Here is a 7,638-nt window from a genome sequence, read left to right as displayed (position 1 = left end):
CGTCGGCCTTCAGCGTCTCGACCATCTCACCGGTGGCGACGGCGGACAGGTAGGGCGTCAGCACCGACACGGTTTCGGCAGCCGCCGCCGGGCCGGCCGCCAGCATGGACGCCAGTGCCCCGGCGCCAACCCATCCCCATCCGCGCATCGCCCCGCCCCTCCGAATTCATTCCGACTTGTCTAGCCCCTCCCGCAGAGGCTGACAACGACACCGCCATGCCCCGCGGCGGTGACGCATCCGCTTGCATCGCCGGGGCCGCCATCGGCAGTGTGGCCGGACCCGGACAAAGCACGAAGGGGCAGGCCATGGGGTTCCAGAGCACGCTGCGGGCGGTGCCGACGCTGCAGCAGGATGACGAGATCGCCCGCATCACCCGCTGGGATTTCGAACCTGGCGCCACCACCGGCTGGCACGAGCACGGCTTTCCCTATTTCGTGGTGATGCTGCAGGCCGGGATCCTGAAGATCCATGACGGCACGGCGGAGACCGCGGTGCCGCTGGCCGAAGGCCAGTCCTATCGCCGGCCGGCCGGTATCCGGCACGATGTGATGAACGGGTCGCCGCACCCGATCGCCTTCGTCGAGATCGAGATCAAGCAGCCTGATGGCCTCAGTGCCTGAGACACAGGGCACGCCGGTCTGCGTCGCCTTCCGGCTGGATGCGTCGGGTGCGATCGGCGGCGGCCACGCCATGCGCTGCCTGTCGCTGGCCCGCGCCCTGGCGGATCGCGGTGCCGACTGCCTGTTCCTGGTGAATGGCGAGGCCCCGGCCACCGTGCCGGCACTCCAGGCCATCGCGCACCGGATCGTCGGCAATGGGCCGGAGGAGACGGTGGCCGCGATCCGCGCCGCCTGGCCGGCCGGGGCCGATGTCGTGGTCTGCGATCTCTATCGCTGGACGGCGCCGGAGGAGCGCGCGATCGCCGCCGCGGCACGGCGCGTGCTGGTGATCGACGATCTGGGGACGGCGCCGCATCAGGCCGACTGGCTGCTGAACCAGAATTTCGGCACCGAGGTCGCGGCCTATGACGCACTACTGCCGGCGGGCTGCCAACGGCTGATCGGGCTGGACTATGCCCTACTGCGCCCTGATTTCGCGACGCTGCGGCCGGCGGCCCTGGCACGGCGGGATACGGCGGAGCAACCGAAGCGCCTGCTGGTCTCGCTCGGCCTGACCGATGTCGGCGGCATCACCGGGCGGGTCTGCGCCGCGCTGGCGGCCCTGCCCGACTTTGCCCAAGCCGATGTCGTGTTCGGCCCGACCGCCCCGAGTCTGGCCCAAGTGCAGGCGATCGCCGCCGCCGATTCGCGCTTCCGCTGCCATGTCGGGCTGGAGGACATGGCGCGGTCGATGCTGGACGCCGATGCGGCGATCGGGGCGATGGGCAGCAGTTCCTGGGAACGGTGCTGCCTGGGCCTGCCGACCCTGGCCTTCACCCTGGCCGACAACCAGGTGCCGACCGCCCGGGCCCTGGACGCCGCCGGCATCGTCGCCCTGGCCGGCGATGCCGCCGCCCTGGGTGACGGTGAAATCCGGACGGCGATCGCGGCATTCCTCGGCGATGCCGCCCGGCTGCGCCGGATGTCGCAGGCCTCCGCCGCGCTGTGCGACGGGCATGGCGCCCGGCGGGTGGCGGCGGCGCTGGTCGAAGCGCCCGCCGCCTGAGGCCTCAGAGCCGGTTTCTCAGCCCGCTGGCGCGAGGTCAGCGACCGGCATGCCGGCCGTCGCCGACGCTTCGCCGAACCGTTCGGCGATGGCCTGGACATTCGTCTCCTCGTAGCGGAAGCCCAGGCGCAGCACGACCTGATAATGGCCGACCTTGTCGCCCTTGATGTGGCCCCGCATCTCCTTCACCTCGAACCATTCGAGGTTGCGCAGGGTCTTCGACGCCGTGGCGATGGCGCCGGCGATCGCATCCTCGAAACCGTGTTCGGACGATCCGGCGAGTTCGGTGATGGCATAGGTGTGGCCCATGACGATCCGTATCCTCTGTTGCCTTGCCAGGGGAATGGAGGGCCGGCGGGTCCGGTTCCGAATTCAGGCGGCCATCGCCTCCGCCACGAGGGCGAGATCCCCCAGGAACTCCTGATAGGCCCGCCGCCGGCTGTCCTGATCGCGCACCCGCAACAGGGCGGAGGGATGGGTGGTGATGAGACCCGCGATCCCGCCCGGAAACTCCAGGATCCGGCCCCGGCTTTGCCCGATCTTCATCGGCCGGCCCATCAGCGCCCGCGCGGCGGTGGCGCCCAGGGCCACGACCAGCTTCGGCCGGATCGCCGCCAGCTCGCGGTCGAGCCACCATTTGCAGCGGTCGATTTCATAGGTGCCGGGGGATTTGTGCAGCCGGCGCTTGCCGCGCAGCTGGAATTTGAAGTGCTTGACCGCGTTGGTCACATAGACCCGGTCGCGCGCGATGCCGGCTTCGGCCAGCGCCCGGTCGAACAACTGGCCGGCGGGGCCGATGAAGGGGCGCCCGGCCTTGTCTTCCTGGTCGCCGGGCTGTTCGCCGACAAAGACGATGCCGGCCCGGGCCGGCCCTTCGCCGAACACCGTCTGCGTCGCCGCCTGGTACAGCGGGCACCGTTCGCAATGGCGCGCTTCCGCCGCCAGGGTGGCCAGGGTCGTTGCAGCCATGTCCGGGCAACGGCCGCGCCGGGAAGCGGGTTCCGAGTTGTCAGACGGCGGGCGGGGTGGGCGGCGACGGCGGGAAGCGCGGCAGCGACCAGCCCAGGCCGATCGCCAGCGCCCGCAGGCCGAAGGCGGCGGCCATGCCCAGGCAGGCGGCCAGCAGCGCATCGCCCGACAGCGTGCGGGCCACGACATAGACCGTGGCGCCGAAGGCGGCGGCGGTGATGTAGATCTCACCGCTGACGATCAGCGTGACCTGGCCGATGATGACGTCGCGGATGATGCCGCCGAAGGTCGCGGTCATGATGCCGAGCACGACGGCCGAGACCGCCGGCGCCCCCGCCACCAGCGCCCGCTCCGACCCGGTCACCGCGAATAGCGCCATGCCGACGGCATCGGCCCAGATGATGACCCGAAGACGCCGGCCGTCACCCGCCCGGACCGGAAAGGTCGGGTGGCCGAAGAAGACGACCAGGGCGACGGCGGCGCAGATCAGCAGGTCGACCGGGTCGGAAATCCAGAACACCGGGCCGGCGCCGAGCAGCAGGTCGCGCAGCGTGCCGCCGCCGATACCGGTGGTGGTGGCGAGGATGACGAAGCCGATCGGGTCGGCGCCCTTCCGCGCCGCCACCAGGGCGCCGGTCAGGGCGAAGACGGCCACGCCGATCCAGTCGAGCCAGACCCCGATCGCGCCGAGCAGCATGCCTTGTCCTCCGCCATCCCCACCGGGCCGATTCCAGGGTGCCCGGCGGCCGGCAGCACTATCAAGTCCGGTCGACGAAGGCGACCTGGAACTGGCACCGCCGGATCGGCCGGGCGAATCACCCAGCGCCATCGGCCGGATGTCCCGGTCGAGCCGGTCTCCGTGGCGGTCGCCAGCGACCGACGACAACCCATGCGAGCATATTCCCTTATGACAGTCGCCGCGGCCAGTATCAGACCTTAGCGGCCAGGACCGATCAATCGCGGAGGGGATTGTTCCTATACAGCTGATTTTCCTATTATATTTTAGGAATCGTGGCTTTCTGACCACAGGCCCCGCACCCGATTGGGTCACTCGCTTTTTCGGGGTTGCCTGATTAAGATCAATTTAGATAAAATTTGAGATAAATCAGATCAAGCAAGCCGCGTAGGGGGATCGCCGCGGCATCGGCAACAGCATCAGAGCGCATGATTTTGTCCCAACCGGCCTCTCGCACCCCGAGGCGCCGGAACGGTCGAGTGCGGGCTGAACGGGCCCCGGCCCAGCATCACAACACATGTTCTGGAGACGATTATGAAGGTTGTTACCTCGACCCTCGCCGCGGCCGCGTTGGCCACGGCCGGGTGGTTCACTGCAGCGGACGCCGCCACGGCGACCGGCAATCTGCAGGTCAAGATCACCATCACCAAGGAATGCCAGGTCAATGCCGGCACCGGCGGCGCCGGCGGTGGCGATGCCGTGCTCGATTTCGGCAGCCACGGCGTGCTGAACAGCAATGTCGACGGCCAGACCGCGACCAGCGGCACCGGTTCGGTCCAGGTCCAGTGCACCAACGGCACCGCCTACCAGATCGGTCTGAACGCCGGCACCAACCCGTCCGCGCCGGGTGATGTCAACACCCGCCGGATGAAGACCGGCACCGAATTCGTCAGCTACCAGCTGTACCAGGATTCGGCCCGCACCACCGTCTGGGGCAACACCACCGGCGCCGGCGGCAACGTCGTTTCCAAGACCGCCGACGGCACCGTGCAGAGCACCCAGGTGTTCGGCCGGGTTCCGCCGCAGCTCACCCCGTCGGCCGGCGTCTACACCGACACCGTCACCGTCACCGTCACTTACTGATCCTGATCCCGAGGACACCCCAGATGCGTCGGTTTTTCGCGCTTCTCGCGGTCGTCCCTGGGTTGGTCTTCGCGCAGGCGGGCCAGGCGGCATCCCTCCAGGTGTCGCCTGTCTCCGTCGACCTCACTGCGCCGGCCCAGGCGGCCTCCGTCAATCTCCGCAACAATGGTGACCGCCCGGTCAACGTCCAGGTCCGCGTCTACAAATGGACGCAGGCCGGCGGCGAGGACCAGCTGGTCCCTGCCCAGGACGTGGTCGCCAGCCCGCCGGCGGCAACGCTGCAGCCGGGCACCACCTACACCATCCGCGTCGCCCGCACGGCCACCCCGATCAGCACCGGCGAGGACACTTATCGCCTGCTGGTCGACGAGTTGCCCGACGTCAACGTCCGGCGACCGGCAGACGCGGTGAACCTGGTCATCCGCTACTCCATCCCGGTGTTCTTCGCCGACCGGTCGGCCGGCGCCGAGCTGCGCTGGGACGTCCGCCGCGACGGCGGCAACCTGGTGGTCGAAGCCACCAACACCGGCAACCGCCACGCCAAGATCGCCAACCTGATCGTCGCCTCGCCGGCGGGCCAGGCCAGCTTCGGCCAGGGGCTGAATGGCTATGTCCTGCCCGGCAGCACCAAGCGCTGGACCACGGCGGCCGGCGCCCAGCGCATCCAGCCTGGCAGCAGCGTCAAGATCACTGCGAATGGGGACGATTATGCAGTCAACCAGTCGGCGACCGTCGCGGGCCGTTAAGTCGCGCGTCGCCCCCTGGTGCCTGCTGGTTGCCCTCGGCGCCGCCGGCGCTGCGGCGCCGGCGCTCGCCCAGGACGTGCCCTCTCCCCTGGACGCCCCGGCCCCGGGCACGGCCGGGACCGGCCAGGATCTGCTGCTCGGCGTCACCGTCAATGAGCGCTCGACCGGCGCCCTGGCCACCTTCAAGCGCCTGCCCGACGGCCGCCTGGCTGCCACGCCTGGCGACCTGCAGACCGCCGGCATCAAGCCGACGCTGGGCACGGTCAACAGCGACGGGCTGATCCCGCTCGACAGCCTCGCCGGCATCACCTGGCAGTATGACGAGCCGAAGCAGATCGTCGCCTTCGCCGCCGGCGACGACGCCCGCGTGCCCAACAACGTCGATGTCGGCGCCGGCAGCCGCCCGGTCGACCTGTCCGCGGTGCGGTCCGACCTCGGCTTCCTCATGAACTACACGCTGTACGGCACATCCCAGTACGACTGGAGCGGGCACGACACGACCAGCACGCTGAGCGGCAGCTTCGATGCCCGGCTGCTGACGCCGTACGGCATCGTCTCGACCACCGCGCTGGCCCGGGTCAACGCCTTCGACACCCTGGACGACCAGAGCAACGGCCTGACCCGGCTGGACAGCACCTGGCGCTACACCGATCCGGAAAGCCTGCTGGTCTACCAGGTCGGCGATGCCGTTTCGGGGTCGCCGAGCTGGGCCTCGTCCTACCGCTTCGGCGGCATCCAATTCAAACGCAACTTCGACATCCGCCCGGACCTCGTCACCAGCCCGGTGCCCAATCTCAGCGGCACCGCCTCAGTGCCGTCGACCCTCGACCTGTACCTGAACAACATCAAGGTGTTCTCCGGCGAGGTCCCGGCCGGGCCGTTCGACTTCACCGGCCTGCCCTTCCTCGGCGGCGGCGGCGACGCCCGCATCGTCATGAAGGACGCACTCGGCCGCGAGGTCGTCACCCAGCGCTCCTACTTCTTCGCGCCCGACATGCTGCGCACCGGCTATTTCGACTTCTCCACCGAGCTCGGCTTCGTCCGCCTCGGCTATGGCGACAGCTCGTTCAAATACGACCGCAGCCTGGCCGGCTCCGCCAGCGTCCGCTACGGCCTGGAAGACTGGCTGACCCTGGAAGGCCATTTCGAGGCGACCCGCGGCCTGGTCAATGGCGGCACGGGCTTCGTCGCCAGCATGGGGCCCTATGGCGCCGTCAACGCCTCCTTCGCCGGCAGCAGCTACGGGGGCCAGGACGGCACCGAGACCGGCGGCAAGGTCTCCGCCTTCTACCTGGTCTCGCGCAACGGCTATTCCTTCTACATGGGCGCCGACCGCATGGTCGGCGACTACAACGATGTCGGCCTGGTGGTCGACCGCCGGCACGGCAACGACGCCCCGATCTCGGCCCGCGCCCGCGAGGTCGACCGCATCGGCCTGTCCTTCCCGCTGGGTTTCGACCCGTCCTCGCTCAGCCTCGGCTTCTCGCGCATCCGCGCCGACGGCAAGGACGGCGATTCCAGCATCCTGACCGCCTCCTGGTCGCGCACCATTTTCGACGACGTCTCGGTCTATGCCACGGCCTATGGCGATTTCGACCGGCGCAGCAACTACGGCATCTTCGCCGGCATCACCATTCCCTTCGGCGACGACATCACCGCCTCGGCCAACATCTCCCGCAACGGCAACCGCACCAGCTTCGACAGCAGCGTGACCAAGTCCGCCCGGCTCGAGGAAGGGTCGCTCGGCTGGTCCGTCCGCGACCAGGAGACGGTCGACGGCCAGGGCAACCGCGCCGCCGCGGTCAACTACCGCACCGCCGTGGCCTATCTTTCCGGCTCGCTCGAACAGTCCGGCGACCAGGGTCGCGTCACCGGCACGGTCGAAGGCTCGATCGTCGCCGCCGGCGGCGGCGTGTTCATGGCCAACCGGGTCGACGACGCCTTCGCCGTGGTCAAGGCCGGCGGGCCGAATGTCGACGTCTCGCTCAACAACCGCCGGGTCGCCACCACCAACTCCAGCGGCCGCGCCTTCGTGCCTTACCTGCAGTCCTACCAGAACAACACGATCTCGATCGATCCGGCCAACCTGGCGCTCGACCTGCAGCCGGACGCGACCCAGACCGTGGTGGTGCCGGCCGACCGCTCCGGCGCGGTGGTCGATTTCGGGGTGAAGAAGGTCGATGCCGCCGTGGTCAGCCTGACCGGGCCCGACGGCAAGACGCTGCCGGTCGGGGCCGTGGTCCAGCTCGACGGCACCGACCAGGCCACCGTCGCCGGCTATGACGGCCGCACCTACCTGACCGGTCTGGCCGGCCGGAACAGCGTCACCGTCACCCTGCCCGAGGCGGCCGGCGGCTGCCGCGCCAGCTTCGACTACCGGCCGGCGGCGGGCGCCCAGCCCGAAATCGGCCCCGTGCCGTGCCGCTGAGAGGAGGATC

At 69.5% G+C, this 7,638-nt stretch carries 7 protein-coding genes and 1 pseudogene; 5 read left to right on the top strand and 3 right to left on the bottom strand.

What is annotated here, in order from left to right:
* Window positions 1-306 precede the first annotated feature (306 nt).
* Window positions 307-621, top strand: coding sequence for a cupin domain-containing protein (locus AC3XYG_RS27090; protein ID WP_489142983.1), 315 nt, complete (start codon window positions 307-309; stop codon window positions 619-621).
* Entirely contained in the window at window positions 614-1,666 is a 1,053-nt protein-coding gene (gene pseG, locus AC3XYG_RS27085; protein WP_489142982.1) for a UDP-2,4-diacetamido-2,4,6-trideoxy-beta-L-altropyranose hydrolase, read from the top strand. Before AC3XYG_RS27090 ends, pseG begins: the two co-directional genes overlap by 8 nt.
* An 18-nt stretch (window positions 1,667-1,684) precedes the next feature.
* Here the strand turns inward: pseG and AC3XYG_RS27080 are convergent, their stop codons facing one another.
* The 3 genes and pseudogenes from AC3XYG_RS27080 to AC3XYG_RS27070 form a co-directional block, all read right to left on the bottom strand.
* Window positions 1,685-1,975, bottom strand: a complete 291-nt coding sequence (locus AC3XYG_RS27080) for a dodecin (RefSeq protein WP_489142981.1) — start codon at window positions 1,973-1,975, stop codon at window positions 1,685-1,687.
* A 63-nt stretch (window positions 1,976-2,038) separates the two neighbouring features.
* Window positions 2,039-2,647: pseudogene (locus AC3XYG_RS27075) on the bottom strand (UdgX family uracil-DNA binding protein); the annotation flags it as partial.
* Window positions 2,648-2,675: 28 nt separating this feature from the next.
* Entirely contained in the window at window positions 2,676-3,332 is a 657-nt protein-coding gene (locus AC3XYG_RS27070; RefSeq protein ID WP_489142980.1) for a trimeric intracellular cation channel family protein, read from the bottom strand.
* A gap of 573 nt (window positions 3,333-3,905) precedes the next feature.
* Between AC3XYG_RS27070 and AC3XYG_RS27065 the strand changes: the two genes are divergently transcribed.
* Genes AC3XYG_RS27065 through AC3XYG_RS27055 form a run of 3 tightly spaced genes read left to right on the top strand, consistent with a single transcriptional unit; the run spans window position 3,906 to window position 7,628 of the window.
* Entirely contained in the window at window positions 3,906-4,454 is a 549-nt protein-coding gene (locus AC3XYG_RS27065; protein ID WP_489142979.1) for a Csu type fimbrial protein, read from the top strand.
* Window positions 4,455-4,477: 23 nt separating this feature from the next.
* Complete coding sequence (locus AC3XYG_RS27060; protein WP_489142978.1) at window positions 4,478-5,200, top strand: fimbrial biogenesis chaperone; 723 nt, start codon at window positions 4,478-4,480, stop codon at window positions 5,198-5,200.
* Window positions 5,163-7,628: a fimbria/pilus outer membrane usher protein gene (locus AC3XYG_RS27055; RefSeq protein ID WP_489142977.1), complete on the top strand. Its 2,466-nt coding sequence runs from the start codon at window positions 5,163-5,165 to the stop codon at window positions 7,626-7,628. Before AC3XYG_RS27060 ends, AC3XYG_RS27055 begins: the two co-directional genes overlap by 38 nt.
* The last annotated feature ends 10 nt before the right edge of the window (window positions 7,629-7,638 follow it).

This window comes from Inquilinus sp. (assembly GCF_057815775.1).
This window is presented reverse-complemented; position numbering and strand designations above follow the sequence as displayed.